The organism is Thermogemmatispora onikobensis (assembly GCF_001748285.1).
GTDB lineage: Bacteria > Chloroflexota > Ktedonobacteria > Ktedonobacterales > Ktedonobacteraceae > Thermogemmatispora > Thermogemmatispora onikobensis.
This window is the reverse complement of record NZ_BDGT01000044.1, coordinates 21791-39577: the sequence shown is the minus strand read 5'-3', so window position 1 is coordinate 39577 and position 17787 is coordinate 21791. Positions and strand designations below refer to the sequence as shown.

The window sequence follows — 17787 nt, the reverse complement described above, 5'->3', positions numbered from 1 at the left end:
CCCGACTGAAGAATTGGCTGACGATGCGCTGATCGGCCCGGCTGCCGACGCGAACCAGCAAGACATTGGCCGGGTCCATGGCGATATTCGGCTCATTGGTAGGATACTCCTTAAAGCCCTGAGAGCCAAAGAGCTTGATGAGCATCTCCCGATAGCGATAGATTGACAAGCCGGTGCCCTCGGTATCCCAGTGCCAGGAGAGGCCAACGGCAAAGAAAATCAAGTCCTCGCGAGCCTCCAGATCGAGGGCAAAAGCCAGCAGATTGCGCGCGATGCCCAGACCACGCCAGTCTCGGCTGACCTCAATGGCTACCTCATAGACCTGCTCCAACCCCTCCCACCAGGCGTCGCCGGGGGCCAGAGTCACCTCGCCGACGATCTCACCTCCGGGGGTATGGGCAAGAGCCAGCGCGCAATCGGCCCGCTGCGCAATCTCCAGCAGCAGACGATGCTCGCGCTCGGGCAGGCGCGTGAAGGAGCAGAGACCGCTGGAGGGGCGAAAGCGTTCGACCAGCGAGGGGGGACAGAAATCGCGCAAGAGGATCGGGCCGCGCGCCGTCTGCAAGGTCTGGCTACGCGAGGGCGTATCAGCGCCGCGCAGGTGGAGCAAATCGAAGAGGCCCGCCAGCGGCGAGCGCTGGCGCAGCGGTGGAAAAGCCGGTCGCACGGCAGGCGGCACAGCGAGATGGCGAACGAGCGAGGCCGTATGGCGGTTGGCCCGCGTGATTTCCTGGATACGTGGCACCGGTGGGAAGTGTTCTGGCTGGTCCTCAAAGGTTGCAGGGAAGTTGCTTTCCTGTTGCGGTTTGCCCATCACCTCCCAGGTCTCGCGCTCGCGCTCGCGCATGGCCTCCCACGACGGGCGCCAGCGCTCGATCCAATCGGTGGGCAGCTGAGCAGGGAGCGGCTGACCGGACAGTTCCGCCCAGACCAGGGCCCAGGCCCGCGGCACGACCCGATAGGGATCATAGCCGCCGCCGCCAAGAGCGACCCAGCGCCCACCGCAGTAGCGATGAGCCAGCTCGTGCACCAGTCGCACCTGGGCCTGCAAGGCGCGTGTGGTCAAGGCCAGGTGAGTCAGCGGGTCCCAGGCATGGGTATCGCAGCCGTGGTTGCTGATAATCACGTCGGGGGCGAAAGAGAGGGCCAGGGGCGGTAGCAGGTTCTCGATGACCTCAATGTAGGAGTCATCCTGTGTAAATGGCTCCAGAGGCACATTGACAGAATAGCCGCGACCAAGGCCGTTCCCCAATTCCAGGACATCGCCGGTGCCGGGGAAGAGGTAGCGGCCCGTTTCGTGGAGGGAGACCGTCAAGACGCGCGGTTCATCGTAAAAGGCACGCTGTACCCCATCGCCATGATGGGCGTCGAAATCGACATAGAGGACTTTGGCCTCGCTGGCGCGCAGCACATGAGCAATGGCCACAGCAGCATCATTATAGACGCAGAAGCCCGAGGCACGACTGGCCCAGGCATGATGGAGGCCGCCGCCGGGATGGAAGACATGCACAGGCCGCTCCTCGGGTGAGGAGAACTGGCCGCCCTCGGGCAAGCCGAGCACGGCACTCATTGCGACCAGTGTCCCGCCGGCGATCATCGCCGAAACCTCGTGCATTGCTGGCATAATGGGCGTATCGCCATCGCCGAAGCCGTAGCGGAGCGCCTGCTGCTCCAACTCCTGCCGTTGCTGTGGGGGAAGAGCAGGCAGCTCTGCCGCCGCGGCCCCGAGCCGCTGAACCGCGGCCAGGTAGTCATCGGTGTGGATCAGCCGCAGCTCATCGAGGGAGGCGGGGCGGATCGGAAGGTGCAACAGGGGATCGCCCTGGCGCCACAGCTGGCAGGTCTCCAGCAGGTCCAGCAAGGCCCGCATGCGGTCCGCCTGGAGGGGGTGGGCGGCCCCAAAATCGTAGTGGAGTTCCAGCGGGTCAAAAGCCAGGCAAACGCGGGGGTGAGAAGAAGCAAGATCAGGCTTGGTCATGGCTGCGCTCCTCTAGAGCAAGATCGGGAAACGAGTACTCGATGCCTTCATCCTGCAGGCGCATCAAGAGAGGGGCCGGGTTAATGGTGCCCAGGCGTACGGTCGCCATTCGCGGCTGGCCATTCTTGGGAGGAACAACGACCAGGCTGCGGACCTGAACATGCAGTTCAGCAGCCAGGAGCAGAAGGCGGGCCAGCGGGGTCGGATTGCCCGTGGTGAAGGGGATCAGGAGCTGCATCCCTGGCTCGAAAGCTCCCAGAGCGCGGGCGAGCGCGATGAGTAGATCGCTGCGGGTCAAGAGGCCCACCAGGAGGGTGCGCGTTCGCTGCTCCTGCTGCTCATACTCGACGACGGGCAGCCCGTTGAGGCCGCGCTCAACCAGCACCTGGGCTGCAGCGGCGACGCTGGTCGTGGGAGTCACGCAGACGGGGCTGCGGTCCATGACCTCCTGGACATGTCGCTCCTGCCAGGGTTGCTGCGCCGAGGCGGCGACAGCCAGGTCGATATCCTGCGAGGTCAGCAGCCCTTCCAGATAGAGAGGCTTCGTCGCTCCCGTGAAGCCGAAGATAGCTGGCTCCCCTTGAACTACTGGCAGATGATGAAACTGAAACTGGCGCAGCAGCGTGGCAGCGTGCCCGAGGGTATCATCGGGGGTCACCGTAATCAGCTTTCTGGTCATGACATCTTTGACAAGCATAGCGTGCCCTCCTCCTTTAGCGGACCGCTCCGGCAGCGTTCGTCACGCCGGGAGATAGAGAGAACGACCTTCAGCCGTCTTTATGATAGCATATGGCTGGCGAGAGGGAGCTATATCCCTGCCCGCGGTTTCCGCCCCGTCTCCCTTGCCGGGGCAAGTAGCCTATCTGGGGGAGGGCATCCCGAATCCTGCCACTGCTCCGTTTCCATCTATGGTGTTCTGTTTGGGAGCTTGAGGAGACAAACCTTCTTGACCGTCCATTGATTACGGTATCGCCGTTTGTTGTTTCTGGGAAAGAGAGCAGGGGTTTTTGAGGAGGATCTGGATCGTCATGACAACTCCGACAAGACGCTCCAGCCGGGGGGAGGCGCTCAGTACCATTCCGACCAGGCCCCTGGGGGGAGCCACAACAGGTCCTGGTCCGTGGAGTTCTCCGCGCGGCTCCAGGAAGACCTCAGTCGCGATGGGGCTGCTCTTTGGGCTTCTTCTGCTGCCGCTGCTGGTAGCAGGGACGGTGCTGGCCTGGCAGTTAGTGGCTCGCCAGCAGCAGCCCTCGGCGCTGCTCAATGAGGAGCGCCTGGGTGAGCGAGCCGAAGCGATACAGCCCTTTGATCCTAATGCGGGGGCGATTTTCCCTCGCTACCGGGTGGTAGCCTTCTACGGGATTCCCGGGGCGCCAGCGACCGGGCCGGCCTACCAGCTCAACGCCCAGATGCTGGCCCACCTCCAGGCCCAAGGGGCAGTCTATGCCCGGCTTGATCCCGCTCACCCCGTGAAACTGGCCATCGACCTGGTGGCCAGCGTCCCCGACCGCTATCCCGGGCCTGAGCAGACCTACAGCCATCGCCTGGACCCGACAACCATCGGAACGTATATCCGCTTCTGTCAGCAACATAATCTACTGCTGTTTCTAGACCTGAGCTTCGGGCAAGCGCCGGTGATGCAGGAGTTGCGCTTCTTTCTGCCCTACCTGGAGCACTATAGCTTTGTGGAACTGGCGATCGATCCCGAGTGGATGTTTCCGCGCCACAACGGTATTCCAGGCGTCAACCTCAGCAATGTGCGAGCCTCCGATCTGAATCCCGTCATTGAGACGCTGGCCGCCTTGCCGATGCAGTACCATGTGCCGCGCAAGATTCTGGTGATTCATCAGTATCGTGGCGATGGGGACGGACTGAAGAATCCCTATGATGCATCGATGGCCGAATTTGCAGATAAGCGCAATCTCGTCTATGATCCGCGCGTTGACGTGGTGATCCACGTTGATAGCGTCGGCGGCTATCGCGGTGATCAGCAGGATAAGATTCGCCAATATACGATGTGGGTACAGCAAGACATGCAGAAGTATCACAATTTCCGCTATGGAGGCTTCAAGCTCTTCTACCATATCGAGGCGCGAACACTGATGACCCCTGCTCAGGTACTGGCATTACAGCCGCCGCCAATGGTGATCTCCTACGGGAACTAGCCTCGCTGCTCTGCGCAGCTTGCTGGGTGCCGGTGGTAGGCCGGCACTCGAGCACTTTTTGGCCTGTGCGCGCTTGCTGGATCGCGGAGCCGCCTGACCTTGCTTCAGGCAGGCCCCTTTCTGGCAAGGAACGGCGGCTGGTTGGTCCCCTACTGCTGGGCCTGAGAGGCACCCCGATCACGTCCCCCCGGGCCAATCTGGAAATGAAGGAGCTTGCGTCTCGGCAGCAGCTCCCGATCCAGACCTCGGTGCCCTGTAACCTGCGAGCGTAGGACTTAAGCGGATACCCCGGTGGCCGGACTATTGTGCACCCGGCTTTTCGCTCTTACTTTCGACACTGGAGGGTCAATGATGCAATGGATGCATAAGACTCCGCTGAAGTTCTTTCTGCTGATACTGGCTTTAGGAATAGTTTTGGCGTCATGTGGAAGCAGCGATCAGAATACAGGCAAAAGTAGTACTACGAGCGGCGCCAGCGGCTCGATAAACGGGACGCCGACGACGGCCAGTATGCCTGGCAGCGCGGTTGTGAAGATCGCCACGGTCTCCCTCAACGGCCAGTCGACAGCAATTCTGACGGATAGCCAGGGCAAGACGCTCTACTACTTCACCGCGGATACGCCGACGCAGTCGGCCTGTACGGGTGGCTGTGCCAGTACCTGGCCTCCGCTGCTGTTTCAGGGGAGCGGCTCGCCTCAGAGCGCCTCTCCTTTGCCTGGCAAGCTAAGCGTCGTCAAGGACGCCCACGGCCAGCAGGTGGCCTACAACGGGCACCTACTCTACACGTATGCTGGGGATACCGCTCCGGGGCAGACACAAGGCAACGGCATTGGAGGGCGCTGGTTCGTGGCCACCCCGTCGCTTTCCGAGCTGGCAACGCCAACGCCTGGGGGCAACCCGTATAAATACTAGGCCGTGGCAGCGGCTGGACAAGCAGCGGCCTGTGAGGATAGAGTAGGGTGAGCGATGGGCTGAGCGGGGCCTGCCAATGGGTCTCGTGAATGGTCAGTGTCCATTCGCAGAAGAAAGAGAGGAGCAACGATGTCCGAGCATGCTGAGACCACCACGACGAATCTCCCCAGCGAGACCAGGCCGCTGCTGGTGGAGCGGCAAGGGGCGGTGCTGATCGTGACACTGAATCGCCCAGGAAGCCGTAACGCCATCACGGCTGAGCTAGCCGGCGCCTTACTGGAGACGTTCCGCAGCTTTGACAATGATGCGGAGCTAGCCATAGCGGTACTGACAGGGGCCGGCGGTAGTTTTTGCTCCGGCTTCGATCTGAAGGAGCTGGCAGCAGGACAGACGCCCAGGCTTGAGAGCGAGGGAGATGGGCCACTCGGTCCCACGCGCCTGCTCTTGCAGAAGCCAGTGATTGCAGCAATTGAGGGCTATGCAGTGGCGGGCGGCCTGGAGCTGGCGCTCTGGTGCGACCTGCGCGTGGCCGCTGAGGACGCCATCCTGGGGGTCTACAATCGTCGCTGGGGCGTGCCTCTTATGGACGGGGGAACAGTGCGCCTGCCCCGCCTGATTGGTCAGAGCCACGCGCTTGACCTGATTCTGACCGGACGTGGGGTCTCGGGCGAGGAGGCCTGGCGCATGGGCCTGGTCAACCGCCTGACTCCACATGGCGAGGCACTGCCCACCGCGCTGGCCCTGGCGAGCAACCTCGCACGCTTCCCTCAGCAATGCCTGCGCTCTGACCGACGCTCGCTCTATGAGCAATGGTCTCTTCCTCTGCCAGAGGCCCTGCGCCATGAAGCCAGCTACGGCCTCGAGACACTCCAGTCGGATGAGGCCCAGATCGGGGCCAGGCGCTTCATGGAGGGACATGGCCGCCACGGTCGCTACGATGACCTGTGATGCCCCTCGCGCCGGTGTATCTCTCAGGTGGATACCAGCCAACGAGGCAGAGAGAGCAAAGGGGAACGCTCCCCTTGCTCCTCTGCCTCCTTTCTCTCCCTCCCTTGACAAAGCGCGCCCCCTACAGGTATATATTTATTCGTAACCGTTTACGTAATCGTTTACGGTACCGCTTGCGGGATGCAAGCGAGGGGAACTCGCCCCCGTGATCCGTGGAAATCAGGGACGGTTTCGCGGAGCGGGGAGCGCAGGAGTAGTAGCACAAGGAAAGGAAAGCAAGGAAAGCTATGGCATCACAGGTACCCAGGCGTCAGCGTCTGTGGAGACGCAAGCAGCTGCTGGCGTTGCTGGCCCTGCCCGTCCTGCTGCTGACGGGGTTATTTGGCAGTCAGGCGCGAGTGCACGCAGCCAGCTACTGCCAGGTCAGCTACAGCGTTGTCAGCCAATGGCCTGGCGGCTTCAGCGTTAACCTAGTGTTACAGAACACTGGCAGCAGCACCTGGAACGGCTGGACCCTCACCTTTACCTTCCCCGCCAGCGGTCAGGCGGTCACCCAGGGCTGGAACGGCAACTTCAGCCAGTCGGGGCAGAACGTCACCGTCACCAACGCCAGTTGGAACGGCACCGTAGCGGTCAACAGCTCGGTCAGTCTGGGCTTCAACGGTAGCTGGACGACCAGCAACCCGACGCCGACCACCTTTGCGGTCAACGGCAACACCTGCGGGGGCAGCAGCGGTAGTGGCACCCCCACGCCGACCCCCACGCCCTCGCCGACCGCGGGCAGCACCCCGACTCCCACTCCCACGCCCAGACCAACAGTAACGCCCACGCCAACGCCGGGCACCACGCCGACCCCCACGCCAACGCCGGCGCCGACGAGCACCCCCACGCCGGGCGTGCACGTGGACAACCCCTACGCGGGGGCCCAGGGCTTCATCAACCCCTACTGGGCGGCGGAAGTGAGGGCGGGTGCGGCCAGTGTTGGGGGCACGCTGGGTCAGAAGGAAGCCCAGGTTGCCAGCTACTCGACGGCGGTCTGGCTGGATAGCATTGCGGCGGTCACGGGCGGGACCGGCTACCCGACCAACCTCTCCGGCTATCTGGACGCAGCGGAGCAGCAGGCGGCCTCCAGCAGCCAGCCGATTGTGATCACCTTTGTGGTCTACGATCTGCCCAATCGAGACTGTGCCGCTCTGGCCTCCAACGGAGAGCTGAGCGTCTCTAACAATGGGCTGGCCACCTACAAGTCGCAGTTCATCGACCCGATTGCGGCCACCTTCAGCCAGTCCAAGTACAGCAACCTGCGCATTGTGGCCATCATTGAGCCGGACTCACTGCCCAACCTGGTGACCAACCTCAGCATTGCCAAGTGTGCGGAGGCCAACTCTAGCGGAGCCTACGTACAAGGGATTCAGTACGCCATCAACAAGCTGCATGCCATCCCCAACGTCTATCTCTACGTCGACATTGCTCATAGTGGCTGGCTGGGCTGGAGCAGCAACTTCCAGCCGGCGGTGACCCTGATCAGCAACACGATCAAGGGGACGACGGCGGGGGTCAACAGCATTGATGGTTTCATCAGTAACACGGCCAACTACACCCCGACGACGGAGCCGTACATGACGGCCAATCAGACCATCGGGGGGCAGCCGGTGCGCTCGGCGAACTTCTACCAGTGGAACAACTACATCGATGAGTTGCCCTACGACATTGATATGCGCAACGCCTTCATTGCGCAGGGGTTCCCGAGCACGATCGGGATGCTCATCGATACCTCGCGCAACGGCTGGGGTGGGCCGAACCGTCCGACGGGGCCGAGCAGTGCCACGGATGTGAACACGTTCGTGGATCAGACGCGCATTGATCGCCGCTACAGCCGGGGGAACTGGTGCAACCAGCCAGGCGGGATTGGAGCGCGTCCGCAGGCCAACCCGTCGAGCGGCTTTGACGCCTTTGTGTGGATCAAGCCACCAGGGGAGTCGGATGGGTCCAGCAGCCTGATCCCACAGGGACCGAACAACCCGACGGGCAAAGGCTTCGATCGAATGTGCGACCCGACCTATGGGGGCAATTCGATGAACAATAACCAGCCGACGGGAGCGATGCCGAACGCACCGGTCTCGGGGGCCTGGTTCCAGGCGGGCTTCGATACCCTGGTCCAGAACGCCTATCCGCCCTTCTAGGCCGGTTCGATCGATCAGCAGGTTCTTTGCTCTGGCGGCAAAGCTCCATTACCTGCGCAGCGGCCTGGTGTTGCGGCTGAGGGACTAGCCGCGGCACCAGGTCTGTTTTGTGGCGCTGACAGACATGCTTTCCAGAGCTGGGGGGATGTACTGGCGTGCTGCTCCTCGCTTATGGTATCCTTAGTGGGGAGCAGGAGCTCACGGATAGGGCAGGGCGCAGTGTCTCTGAAGGAGAGAGGAGCGCGCCCATCTGAGCACGCTAACGATGGCCTCGACCGGACCGGCACCCTATACCGGGAAACAACTTGGGAACTATCGCATTGGAGAGCGCTTAGCAAGCGGTAGCTTTGGCGAGGTCTACCTGGCTGAGCATTTGCTGCTGCCTCGCCGCGCAGCGATCAAGTTTCTCAGTAGCGCGCATGGTGTCTCCGCCAAGGAGCAACAGGCTTTTCTTCAAGAGGCCCGGTTGCTGGAGGCGCTGCGTCACCCCCATATCTTGCCGCTGTATGATGCCGGCCTTGCCCAGGATTTTCCTCCGTATCTGATCGCTGCCTATGCTGCTGGTGGATCGCTACGTGAGCGGTTGCACCAGCAACCGTGTGGCTTGCCAGTGGAGGAGGCGCTGCAGATTCTGGAGCAGGTTGGACAGGCGCTAGAACATGCCCATTCCCAGGAGAAGCCTGTGATTCATCGCGATCTGAAGCCGGAGAATATTTTGTTTGATGCCGCCGGCGGCGTCTTGTTGGCTGACTTTGGGATCGCGGTGATTCTGGATGCAGCAGCGACGCAGCGCCTGCCGATTGCTGGAACGCTGCCCTATATGGCCCCGGAGCAATTCGAGGGGCGAGCGTTGCCGGCCAGTGATCAATACGCGCTCGGCTGCCTGGCTTATGAGCTGCTGACCGGTCATAAGCCCCTGGCTGCCGCCGGTGGGAGCTGGTTCAGCTGGGCCCTGCAGCACCGTGAGGAACTGCCCCTGCCGCTCTCGCATGTTCGCCCGGACCTACCGCTACATATCGAGCTGGCCGTGTTGAAAGCGCTGATGAAGGTGCCAGAGCAGCGCCACGCCTCGGTAGGCGAGTTTGTGCAGGCATTGCGTACGGCCCCACATGATCCTGCGCAGTACGGGGAGCTGAAAGCCTGTTGGCTGCAGCGGGCTCACAGGGAGGCCGTTCGCGGTCAGGCAGAGACAGCCTTGCTGCGCTATCAGCTGCTTGAGCGATTTGATCCTGCTGATCCTCCTTTACGGTATGCAAGCAGGATGCTCACGCCAGCGCCTCAGCAGGGGGCTTCCGCAGAAGTGTCCCCCTCCTGGCGATCAAATGCTGCTTCTGTTCCACTGCTTCATCCTTCTGCTGATGCTCTTCTTCATTCAGTTTCTGCTCATCCAGCCAAACCTGTTGCTTCTCAGCCTGAGCCTGCCGCTGTCTCTCCGGTTGCAGTGCCTGCCTCGTTGCTGGAAGAGGAGCCGAAGCTGGCACAGGTCCGCTTGCAGGCCCAAGCCCTGAAGGGGCTTGGGGATCAGCTAGCCCGGCAGGGGCAGTATGCTGAGGCGCTCCAGAGCTATCTGCGGGCGACGGCCTGCGATCCCCAGCTGGTCCTCGATTGGCGGGGGCTAGGTGATCGCTGCTGGCAAGGTGGGCATTTCCAGGAGGCGCTGCTCGCCTATGAGCTGGCGCTGCGGCAGAATCCGCAAGACAGCGCTGCCCAAAGCGGGCGTGCAGCGGCGCTGGAGCGGCTTGGCAGGACTGTGGAGGCGCTGGCCGCCTACGAGCTGGCGCTGGAGGCTGACCCGAGCAATGTCGCGGCCCATTATGGCCGTGGTCTTCTGCTGCTGACCCGTGGGGAGTATGGGGAGGCCCTGGCGTCCTTTGAGCGTGCTCTCCAGCTCCAGCCGGGTTTTGCCGCGGCGCACTGTGCCCGAGGTGATGTGCTCTACCAGCAGCGTGTGTATCGGGCCGCCCTGGCGGCTTATGAGGAGGCGCTGCGCTACGACCCTGGGCTGGTAGCTGCGCGCTATGGCCAGGCCGATGCGCTGTTGAAGCTGAGGCGAGAGCGGGAAGCGCGCCAGGCTTATCAGCAGGCGCTGGAGGCAGAGGAGCGTAGCGGGATGGGTTTCTCAGTGTTGCGGCGTGCTGATGCACTTTTTGTGCTGGGGAGCTATGGCGAGGCGCTTGCTCTATACGAGCAGCTCCAGCAGAAAGATCCGGCAGATCCCGAGATTTATGAGCGCTGTGGTAACACCCTCAAGCGTCTTGGGCGAGAGCGTGACGCTCAGGCGGCCTATCGAGAAGCGGATCGGCTCCGGGGCTATGTCTGAGGGCGCGCCGAAGTAATCCGCTTCCTTGCCGGGGCCGAGCCAGGGCGGGCCATGTGCGTGTGGTCTCTGGCAACGATCTCCGGCTATTCAGGGCAGGGGAGCAGAGCGGCGCAAAGTCAAGAAGATGGAGCCTCCGAGCAAGGCCAGGCCCGCCAGGCCCAGAGCTGGCCAGACGATAGGGGCGCTGTGAGGGTTGGCCAGTGTATAGATGACCGCTCTGATTGCCCCGCCCACCACCAAAGCGGCGCCTCCCAGGACGAAGAAACGGACGCGCACGGCGATACCGAAGGAGAAGAGGCTCAGCGACTCTGCCAGAGCCAGTAGGAGCGAGATCATCTGCGCATCCAGCTGCGGAGTGACGATGCTCAGAATGAAGGCGGGCATCAGCAACAGGCAGGAGCCGACTACGGCCAGCAGATGCCCCACCTGTTGGCTGCCCATCGTCTGGCGATCGCGGAGCAGGAAGGGACACAGCACGATAAGGTAGCTGGCCGGAGGCAGGCAGAGGAGATCAAGCGATGGTTGCCAGAGGCGTCCAATCTCCCAGGAAAGGGCCAGGGCCAGGAGCAAGCCCGCAGTGTACCCTCTCCAGAGGCGCGGAGCGCGCCGTGGCTGGAGCAGGGCCTGCCAGACCAGCAGCAGACCCAGGGTGGCCAAAGTCAGCGGGCCTATCTGGAGAGAGAGATCGAACAGACGCGCCAGAGCGCCCAGCGGGGTGCGGGGCTGGCTGTTTACAAGGGCGGCCCCGCCACTGATGATGACAATAGTCAGCTGGCCGGCGAGCGCCAGCAGCTGGGCCGGGGTGGCTGGCGCCAGCCAGAGCGGCAGTGGTCTGATGAGGCGCCAGATGAACTGTGAGCAAAAGAGCAGGACGCAGGCCAGGCTAGCCAGGAGCAAGGTCCCCTCCAGGGTCCAGTGTTGCGTCTGCGGCAACAGGCTCAGCAGCCAGGCCAGGAGTACCGCCGGCCAGACCAGGGCCTCGGGGAGACGCTCGCGGAGCATCACGAGCGTAGAGAGCAAGACAAACATGGCCAGGCCGGGCAGCCGGAAGGGGCTAGAGCTTAGCCCGACGATGAGGGCAGCCAGAAACGCCAGCAGGTACCAGGGCCAGTTCCAGAGCAGGCGGCTGACGAGAGGAAAGGAATGTGTTGTCTTCATAGCGGTTCCTCCTCATGAGGCTGAGGACGTGCGTCAGGTGGCTGGTGCCGCCGGGGAGGAGCGCTGCTCGTCGAGCGATGGAGGCCGAGCAGGCCCAGCAGTGTGGCGGCGGCGCCGATGGGAATGACCAACAGCATCTTGCCTCGCTGATCCAGCTGGCCGTTGAGAGCAAGGAGGGCCAGGCCCCAGATGGTCCAGAGCCCAGTGAGCAGCGTGAGCCAGGGCAAGCCCAGGTGGAGAGCCAGGAGCCAGCTCAAGAAGCCATACCCCAGCAGGAGGGCCGAGGCCAGGACCAGGCCTTGTGCGCTGTGGGCAGTGGTGCCAGCCATGCCCAGCATCAAGACTCCGGCGCAGTTGGAGGCCAGGAGAGGAAGCAAGTAGGGACGCAGCGGCCAGCGGCGTTCAAGAGAGGCTCCAATGGCCAGGCCGAGGGTGCACAAGAGGCAGAAGAGAGCCAACTCGCTCATACCCGGTCCTGGTTGGCCGTGCTCTGAGGCAACGCTGACCTGGGCGAGGGCGGAGAGGGCCAGCGGCAATGCCAGCCAGCAGACCAGCAGCTGACGCAGCAGCAAACCGGAGCCGTAGACGAGGAAAGCGACCAGGGCAGCGCCCCAGAAAGCCGGTGTCGGGAAAAGTGTCAGGAGGAAGGCCACCGGCTGTGGGCGAAGCCAGCCCAGCGCGCTCCAGGTCAGGACAATGAGCGGGACCCAGACCAAGGCCCAGGAAGGCCGGATCAGCTTCACCAGTGAGGCAGGCCAGGCCCTGGAGGGAAGGGGGTGCAACAGCACGTCAGCCAGGAAGGCCACTGCGAGCGCTCCGACGCCTAGCGGCAGAAGCAGATCTGGGACACGTCCAATCAACAGCCTCAGCCCCCACAGTCCGAAGACGACGGTCGCCAGGGAAAGCCACAGCCATTGTTCTTGCAGCGCAGCAAGGAAAGCCAGCAGGGCATAGCCGAGAAGCAGGATGGGCACGGCGCCAGGCCAGGGCATTCCTCGCTGGACAAAAGGGAATGTCGCAGTGGCACAGGCCGCAAAGGTCGCCGTCAGATACCAGGGAGCTGTCAGCCGCAGGCGGAACCAGGTGGGCAAGACAGCAGCATCTGCCGATCGTTGTCTCAAGCGCCCCCGCACGGCGCGGCTCGTGCCGAGCGCCACGAGGGTGGAAAGCAGGACCAGGCCGGGCGGGAGCAGAGCGCGCCCGCGGTCAGAACCGGTGGTGAGCTGAGCCGCCGCAATGGCGAGGACCGTCAGGAGGGGGACAAGCCAGAGGACCTCGGGGAGAGCCTCGACCAGGCCTACGGCGGTGGCAAGGCCAGCGAAGCCCAGCAGCAAGTATGGTCCCACCTGGGCCAGTATCGGTAGATGGACTGCCCAGCGTCCTGTGAAGAGCGCCAGGCTGCTAGCAGCTATGCCCACCAGGGCGCCGACATACCAGGGGGCAGCCCATCGCAGTCTCAAGAGGCGCTGGTGCCTGTGCAGGCGACTCAGCAGGAGCCCTACCAGGGCGCAGGCGGGCACCAGGAGTGGCAAGAGCAGCCCTGGCGTCGCCTGCTGAGGCTGAGCCAGCGTTGCAGCCCAGAGATTTTTCAGAGCCGACGTGGAGGCCTCCAACACCAGGACGGGAGCCAGCCAGAGCAGCTCGGGAGTGCGCTCCAGCCAGGCGACCGCGGTGGCGAGCACAGCGAAGCTCAGCAGCAGGTAGGGACCCACCAGCCACAGGATCTGTAACGGGTTCGCCTTCCACGGTCCCCCAAAGGCGACCAGGCTCGTTGCGCCCAGGCCCACCAGGCCTCCCACGTACCAGGGGAGGGACCAGCGCCAGCGTTGCGCCCTGCTCGGAGGGCCTTGCCGCAACCGGTCCCAACGGCTGACGCCCAGGCCCACCAGCGCACTCAGTGGGACCAGAGCCGGCACAAGGAGCACATCAAGCAGCCAGAGCTGCCTGTACAGCAAGGCGACCGCACTCGCTTCCAGCAGCAGGAGTGGCACCAGCCATAACACCTTCGGCTGCCCCTCCATCAGGCCGACCACTGTGACAACGCCTGCCAGCCCCAGCAGCACATAGGTGCTCTCTGCCTGGATTGAGGGAAGCAAGGCGTGTCTCATGACCAGCAGCAGGCTGAAGAGGGCAGCGACATACCAGGGAACAGCCCAGCGCTGGCCACTCAGGCGACTGACCACCAGACCGACTGCAGCGGTGCCGACGACCACGCCAGTCAAGGCCCAGAACTGGTCTTGGACCAGCCAGAGCGCAATCAGAGCAAAGAGGGCTGCGGGAACCAGCCAGAGGCGTGACCTGGCCCACAGTCCAGCCAGGTAGGAGACCAGAGCCACTATCAGCGTCTCTTCCACTGCCAGCCAGCCGGATTGTGCCAGGCCAGCCAGCCAGGGCCAGCCGCTCGTCATCGCCAGGGCCATCCTGCTCCAATAGGCCGCATTCCCCAACAGCAAGCTGGCCAACCAGCAGCCGGCTCCCAGGGCTAAAGCAGTCAACGGCCAGTCCCATTCCCAGGTGGTCAAGAGGCGCTCGCTCGTCCAGGTCTGGGCCGCCGACTGTACCAAGTTCGTCTGACCGGCTGGTAGCCAGCGCCGCAGTGTGGCAGCGAGAGGGGGCAACAGGACAGCGCTCCCCAACAGAACGACCGCCCAGGCATCGTTGCCCTGGAGGTGCCTGATCCAGAATCCAAGCAGCAGCAGCCCGACCCCAAGGAACAAGCCAGGCAGGAAGAGCCAGAGTGAACGGCGCTGCACGATCAGCAGTCCATAACTCGCCGTTCCTAGTAGCAGCGGCACCAGTGCCATAGCAAGCAGGTCCTGCTGAAGTGGCAGCAGGACCAGGATCAGGATGGCCGCGGCGAGCGCCACGATCTCCCAGAGAGCGGCCTGCTGACGCCCGGCCAGGCGACGGATCAGGGAGGAGAGCGCCAGGAAGGCCCCACAGAAGAGGCCAAACCACCACAAGGGTCCAACTGATGCCCAATTGAGAGCCTGCCCGAGGGCTGCATAGCCCCAGAGGAGCATTCCCGCGGGGAGCAGCAGCAGCCAGGGCGAGCGGTCCGTGCTGAGGCGCCGATTGTCCCCAGGGGAGGCTTCCGGTGCGGGCCAGAGCACCACCAGCAACAGAAGAGCGGCGCTGGCGAAGACGAGCGAAGAGCCAGTCAGCAGGCCGTTCGTCTGGCCAGTTGCTTGTGCAGGCAGAACGGCCAGGAAAGGGAGCAGGAGGAGCAGGAGGAAGCGCACTGTCGTCAGCTCGCGCCCGGGACGCAGGTAGAGCCAGAGCGAGGGTGGTGCCAGGCGGGCATAGCCTTCACTGCAAGTCGCCAGCAGGAGCAGGCCCAGACTGCTCATCAGCCGGGCCGCCTCTGGGGCGATCAGGCTAGCGGTGAGTAGTACGGCCAGGGTCAGCAGGCCCATGAGCGGGTACTGTGCAGGGGACTGGCGTGTGAGCGCGCCCAGGCGCAGGAGCCAGACGGAGGCCAGGAGTAAGGTCACAGGAGCCGACGTCGCGACGCGCAGTGTTTCCTCCACTGGCGTCGATGTCCAGAGGAGGATGAGCAGGATGGGGCTACCGATGAACGCCAGTCCAGTGATCGTGTAGGCCAGCGTCTGTGATGAAAAGGCCAGTGGCAGCCGCAACACATCCCAGGAGCTATAGAGTAGCCGGGCCAGAGGTGAGCCACGTGCCCCCTGGGGTGGTGCTCCCAGGGCTTCCGCCTCGACCAGCGCCAGCGCGAGCAGGCCAGCCGGCACCCAGCGTATCCAGAGCCATCCCTGGCTGCCAAAAACGGCCCCAACCAGGGAGACGGTCGAGACCACCAGGGCCACAGCGCAGAGGATCGCAAACGGGGCGAAGCGCTGGGAGACGGCCAGCACCCCATAGGTCACCGCTGCGTAGAGCGCCGTTAAGGCCAGCAGCCAGGGCTGGTAGTGCTGAAGGAACGGCTCCAGATCGGGGAAGAGCAGTGGCACCGTGAGGGCGAAGAAGATGGCATAGATACCTCTAAACTCATGGAATCGATAAGAGCGGCCAGTGATGATCATCATCAGAGCAAAAAAGCCTTGAGCGCAAATGGTCACCGGGAGGGCATGGGATTGATCGGCAATGTGGAAGACCACAAGCGCAGCAAGCAGAAGAAAGGTTCCCAGAGCAACCATCAGAGCCACAGGCGACTCAACCAGCGGTCGCAAGGTAGCAATGGGACTGGGGCGGGACGGGAGCGGGGGCGGAGGCGCCGATGGTACAGGAGCAGGGGCAGGGGTCGGGCCGACACCCGCCGCTTCTCGGGCCGCAGCGACCACCTGTGGTTGGGAATCTACGGGGGCAGCAGGTGCGCTTTGGGACTCCCGTTGCGAGGGTGCCGGTGATGGCGCTGCCGAGTCAGGCAGCTCTTGCCTGATCTGCTGCTGGGAGGCTGGCTTGACGGGCGTGGCTGCTGAGGTCTGCTGAGAGGAGGCAGTGGGAAAAGTTGCCTCGCCCTGGGTTCTTTGCTGCAGGGAAGGCGAAGGACTGGCTGGCTGGCTCAGACGCGCACGCTCGGAGGCAGTGGCAAGGAGGCGTCGCACCTCCATCAAGCGGTGCCAGTAGCGGTCAACGGCCAGCCCCAACGGCAAGGAGGCATGACCAGCGTGGGCCTCGCGCCTGAGCGCCAGCAGTGAGGGGACAGAAAACGCTGCCAGTACGCCCAATGGCAGCGAGGCCGCGCCAGCGTGGGCCAGGCGACTCAGTTCACTCGTCAGCTGCTCCAGGAAGCGTTGCTCCTCCTGGAGATCCGCCGGGTAGCCACAGACAGGACAGGCCAGTGGTCTGCTGCTTGTGGGGAGGGGCCGACCGCACAGCCGGCAGGAGGGAGGCTGACCCGTCTCCTCCTCTCTTCTCCCCTCCTGTTGGTGGAGTACCAGCTCCGACGGAGCGGGTGGTGGCGCCGAGGGCGTGTGGCTGGGAGAACTCTCTTTGGAAGAGACGGAGGTGCTGGCTGGTCGGCTGGCCGTTCCACGCAAGGCTTGCGTATATGCCTCGACGAAGGCGGTGACGCTGGGGAAGCGCTTGCCAGGGTCTTTCTCCAGGGCGCGCCAGAGCACCATCGTCAACGCTGCCGGCACAGAGGTTGCCAGTGGGGGCGGGGGTGCATACAGATGCTGTCTACAGACGTCTCGGGGAGAGCCAACAAACGGCGGCTGTCCACTCAGCCAGTCGTAGAGCAAGCAGGCCAGAGCATACTGGTCGCTGGCCGCTACTGGCAAGCCCAGAAGCTGCTCGGGGGCCAGATAGGCCGCGCTATGGGGCTCGGCGGTCAGGCGCACCTGCAGCAGTGCTGGCACGCTCAGCCAGCCGGCATCGCTGAGCATCACGTTCCCATCGGCCTTCAGCAAGATGTTCTCGGGCTTGAGGTCCAGGTGGAAGACGCCTTGACGGTGCAGATGCTGCAAGGCCGACCCGAGTTGCGGAAGAAACGAGAGCAGGATTTCTGGTCGCAGGCGTATTCCCCGCGGATAGCGCTGGCGTAGCGAGCCAGCGGGTGCATACTCTGTCACCGCGAAAGGAGCATTATCGTGCAAGCCCACAGCACGTACTCGCACCAGGGCAGGGTGAAGGATGCGCGCAGAGGCTTGCAGCATTGCAAGCAAACGCTGGCGGTCGCCCTCGTTCAGGGGCAGCGTCAACCGCTTGAAGACAATGGGGGTGCCACTGGCGCGCTCCTCGCCAAGATAGGTCTCGGCGAGACTGGTTTTTCCCAGGAGACGGCTCAGGCGGTAGGCATCTGGCGTCCCTGCTTCGCCCGCAGTTGTCATGCGTTCACCTCGTTGAAGCCACGAACCCAGAAGAGTGAAAGAAAGATAGATACGAGATCATCAGATGATCAGTCCTGCTTTTTCCTCACACAGGGAGAAGAGAGCGAGACAGTTGTCTCAGGCCAGCTGTGCTCCAGCTAAAGAAAGCGCGCCCGATGACGGGCTGGTGGCTAGCCGGTCTGCGCTGCGCGAGAGTCCCTGTCATCTGCCCGCCTCATCTGCATCATCTGCATGGCACGATAGCGGAGGAGAGCAACTGCTGCCAGGACGCAGCTCACAGACGCAGTGTGACCTCGTTCACAGTGCGGGTGCGGGCGAGGAGGGGAAGAAG

At 63.5% G+C, this 17787-nt stretch carries 9 protein-coding genes; 5 read left to right on the top strand and 4 right to left on the bottom strand.

Going from position 1 to position 17787, the window contains the following annotated elements; all coding sequences use genetic code 11:
* Nucleotides 1-1978 (bottom strand): GNAT family N-acetyltransferase (locus BGC09_RS17115; RefSeq protein ID WP_069805450.1); only part of this gene is annotated, 1978 nt, incomplete at its 3' end.
* The gene (locus BGC09_RS17110) at nt 1965-2675 is read right to left on the bottom strand and encodes a CBS domain-containing protein (RefSeq protein ID WP_069805449.1); all 711 of its coding nucleotides are present in this window, start codon (nt 2673-2675) and stop codon (nt 1965-1967) included. The genes BGC09_RS17115 and BGC09_RS17110, both read right to left, overlap by 14 nt.
* Nucleotides 2676-3006: 331 nt before the next feature.
* Between BGC09_RS17110 and BGC09_RS17105 the strand changes: the two genes are divergently transcribed.
* The 5 genes from BGC09_RS17105 to BGC09_RS17085 all read left to right on the top strand — a co-directional run bounded on the left by BGC09_RS17105 (nt 3007) and on the right by BGC09_RS17085 (nt 10506).
* Nucleotides 3007-4143 carry a hypothetical protein gene (locus BGC09_RS17105; RefSeq protein WP_141727834.1) on the top strand — a complete coding sequence of 379 codons (1137 nt, stop codon included), beginning with the start codon at nt 3007-3009 and terminating at the stop codon, nt 4141-4143.
* Between the two features lie 348 nt (nt 4144-4491).
* On the top strand, nt 4492-5055 hold the full coding sequence (locus tag BGC09_RS17100; RefSeq protein WP_084659040.1) for a COG4315 family predicted lipoprotein: 564 nt from the start codon (nt 4492-4494) through the stop codon (nt 5053-5055).
* A gap of 129 nt (nt 5056-5184) precedes the next feature.
* Nucleotides 5185-6003: a crotonase/enoyl-CoA hydratase family protein gene (locus BGC09_RS17095; RefSeq protein WP_069805447.1), complete on the top strand. Its 819-nt coding sequence runs from the start codon at nt 5185-5187 to the stop codon at nt 6001-6003.
* 287 nt (nt 6004-6290) lie between these two features.
* Nucleotides 6291-8186 (top strand): glycoside hydrolase family 6 protein, encoded by a 1896-nt coding sequence (locus BGC09_RS17090; RefSeq protein WP_084659039.1) that lies wholly within the window; start codon nt 6291-6293, stop codon nt 8184-8186.
* A 265-nt stretch (nt 8187-8451) separates the two neighbouring features.
* A complete protein-coding gene (locus BGC09_RS17085; RefSeq protein WP_069805446.1) occupies nt 8452-10506 on the top strand; it encodes a serine/threonine-protein kinase in 2055 nt (684 codons plus the stop codon).
* A gap of 87 nt (nt 10507-10593) precedes the next feature.
* Here BGC09_RS17085 and BGC09_RS17080 read toward each other — a convergent pair whose 3' ends face one another.
* Together BGC09_RS17080 and BGC09_RS17075 are read right to left on the bottom strand one after the other, a co-directional pair.
* Nucleotides 10594-11664 carry a hypothetical protein gene (locus BGC09_RS17080; protein WP_069805445.1) on the bottom strand — a complete coding sequence of 357 codons (1071 nt, stop codon included), beginning with the start codon at nt 11662-11664 and terminating at the stop codon, nt 10594-10596.
* Nucleotides 11661-17456 (bottom strand): serine/threonine protein kinase, encoded by a 5796-nt coding sequence (locus tag BGC09_RS17075; RefSeq protein ID WP_069805444.1) that lies wholly within the window; start codon nt 17454-17456, stop codon nt 11661-11663. The genes BGC09_RS17080 and BGC09_RS17075 overlap by 4 nt, the downstream gene beginning before the upstream one ends.
* Nucleotides 17457-17787: the final 331 nt, after the last annotated feature.